Origin of the sequence: Streptococcus sp. 10824 (assembly GCF_013276595.1) — a bacterium.
Lineage (GTDB): Bacteria > Bacillota > Bacilli > Lactobacillales > Streptococcaceae > Streptococcus > Streptococcus pseudopneumoniae.
Genome location: NZ_VMLH01000005.1, coordinates 10,001 through 12,904, shown reverse-complemented (window position 1 = coordinate 12,904; position 2,904 = coordinate 10,001). Strand labels below are relative to the sequence as shown.

Genomic DNA, 2,904 nt, shown 5'->3' with positions numbered 1-2,904 from the left:
TGTGATATACTAATATAGTTGTCGCTTGAGAGAAGCGAGTGACAAAGACCTTTGAAAACTGAACAAGACGAACCAATGTGCAGGGCACTACAACTAAGGTTGTAGTACTGAACAATGAAAAAACAATAAATCTGTCAGTGACAGAAATGAGTGAGAACTCAAACTTTTAATGAGAGTTTGATCCTGGCTCAGGACGAACGCTGGCGGCGTGCCTAATACATGCAAGTAGAACGCTGAAGGAGGAGCTTGCTTCTCTGGATGAGTTGCGAACGGGTGAGTAACGCGTAGGTAACCTGCCTGGTAGCGGGGGATAACTATTGGAAACGATAGCTAATACCGCATAATAGTAGATGTTGCATGACATATGCTTAAAAGGTGCAATTGCATCACTACCAGATGGACCTGCGTTGTATTAGCTAGTTGGTGGGGTAACGGCTCACCAAGGCGACGATACATAGCCGACCTGAGAGGGTGATCGGCCACACTGGGACTGAGACACGGCCCAGACTCCTACGGGAGGCAGCAGTAGGGAATCTTCGGCAATGGACGGAAGTCTGACCGAGCAACGCCGCGTGAGTGAAGAAGGTTTTCGGATCGTAAAGCTCTGTTGTAAGAGAAGAACGAGTGTGAGAGTGGAAAGTTCACACTGTGACGGTATCTTACCAGAAAGGGACGGCTAACTACGTGCCAGCAGCCGCGGTAATACGTAGGTCCCGAGCGTTGTCCGGATTTATTGGGCGTAAAGCGAGCGCAGGCGGTTAGATAAGTCTGAAGTTAAAGGCTGTGGCTTAACCATAGTACGCTTTGGAAACTGTTTAACTTGAGTGCAAGAGGGGAGAGTGGAATTCCATGTGTAGCGGTGAAATGCGTAGATATATGGAGGAACACCGGTGGCGAAAGCGGCTCTCTGGCTTGTAACTGACGCTGAGGCTCGAAAGCGTGGGGAGCAAACAGGATTAGATACCCTGGTAGTCCACGCCGTAAACGATGAGTGCTAGGTGTTAGACCCTTTCCGGGGTTTAGTGCCGTAGCTAACGCATTAAGCACTCCGCCTGGGGAGTACGACCGCAAGGTTGAAACTCAAAGGAATTGACGGGGGCCCGCACAAGCGGTGGAGCATGTGGTTTAATTCGAAGCAACGCGAAGAACCTTACCAGGTCTTGACATCCCTCTGACCGCTCTAGAGATAGAGCTTTCCTTCGGGACAGAGGTGACAGGTGGTGCATGGTTGTCGTCAGCTCGTGTCGTGAGATGTTGGGTTAAGTCCCGCAACGAGCGCAACCCCTATTGTTAGTTGCCATCATTCAGTTGGGCACTCTAGCGAGACTGCCGGTAATAAACCGGAGGAAGGTGGGGATGACGTCAAATCATCATGCCCCTTATGACCTGGGCTACACACGTGCTACAATGGCTGGTACAACGAGTCGCAAGCCGGTGACGGCAAGCTAATCTCTTAAAGCCAGTCTCAGTTCGGATTGTAGGCTGCAACTCGCCTACATGAAGTCGGAATCGCTAGTAATCGCGGATCAGCACGCCGCGGTGAATACGTTCCCGGGCCTTGTACACACCGCCCGTCACACCACGAGAGTTTGTAACACCCGAAGTCGGTGAGGTAACCGTAAGGAGCCAGCCGCCTAAGGTGGGATAGATGATTGGGGTGAAGTCGTAACAAGGTAGCCGTATCGGAAGGTGCGGCTGGATCACCTCCTTTCTAAGGAAAAGGAACTGCGCATTGGTCTTGTTTAGTCTTGAGAGGTCTTGTGGGGCCTTAGCTCAGCTGGGAGAGCGCCTGCTTTGCACGCAGGAGGTCAGCGGTTCGATCCCGCTAGGCTCCATTGGTGAGAGATCACCAAGTAATGCACATTGAAAATTGAATGTCTATATCAAATAGTAACAAGAAAATAAACCGAAAACGCTGTAGTATTAATAAGAGTTTATGACTGAGAAGGTCAGAAAATAAGGTTAAGTTAATAAGGGCGCACGGTGGATGCCTTGGCACTAGGAGCCGACGAAGGACGTGACAAACGACGATATGCCTTGGGTAGCTGTAAGTAAGCGATGATCCAGGGATTTCCGAATGGGGGAACCCAACAGGTACTACCTGTTACCCGCATCTGTTAAGGATGTGAGGAGGAAGACGCAGTGAACTGAAACATCTAAGTAGCTGCAGGAAGAGAAAGCAAAAGCGATTGCCTTAGTAGCGGCGAGCGAAACGGCAGGAGGGCAAACCGAAGAGTTTACTCTTCGGGGTTGTAGGACTGCAATGTGGACTCAAAGATTATAGAAGAATGATTTGGGAAGATCAGCCAAAGAGAGTAATAGCCTCGTATTTAAAATAGTCTTTGTACCTAGCAGTATCCTGAGTACGGCGGGACACGTGAAATCCCGTCGGAATCTGGGAGGACCATCTCCCAACCCTAAATACTCCCTAGTGACCGATAGTGAACCAGTACCGTGAGGGAAAGGTGAAAAGCACCCCGGGAGGGGAGTGAAATAGAACCTGAAACCGTGTGCCTACAACAAGTTCGAGCCCGTTAATGGGTGAGAGCGTGCCTTTTGTAGAATGAACCGGCGAGTTACGTTATGATGCGAGGTTAAGTTGAAGAGACGGAGCCGTAGGGAAACCGAGTCTGAATAGGGCGCCTTAGTATCATGACGTAGACCCGAAACCATGTGACCTACCCATGAGCAGGTTGAAGGTGCGGTAAGACGCACTGGAGGACCGAACCAGGGCACGTTGAAAAGTGCTTGGATGACTTGTGGGTAGCGGAGAAATTCCAAACGAACTTGGAGATAGCTGGTTCTCTCCGAAATAGCTTTAGGGCTAGCGTCGACATTAGAGATTCTTGGAGGTAGAGCACTGTTTGGGTGAGGGGTCCATCCCGGATTACCAATCTCAGATAA

General features: G+C 50.1%; 1 tRNA gene and 2 rRNA genes (1 of these 3 running past the window's edge). All 3 read left to right on the top strand.

The window, feature by feature from the left end:
- The first annotated feature begins 165 nt into the window (after positions 1-165).
- Positions 166-1,711 (top strand): 16S ribosomal RNA (locus tag HT701_RS00735).
- A 51-nt stretch (positions 1,712-1,762) separates the two neighbouring features.
- Positions 1,763-1,835 (top strand) — tRNA-Ala (locus HT701_RS00730).
- Positions 1,836-1,960: 125 nt separating this feature from the next.
- Positions 1,961-2,904 (top strand): 23S ribosomal RNA (locus HT701_RS00725) (it continues 1,958 nt past the right edge of the window).
- The 16S and 23S rRNA genes sit together here with 1 tRNA gene alongside, the layout of an rRNA operon.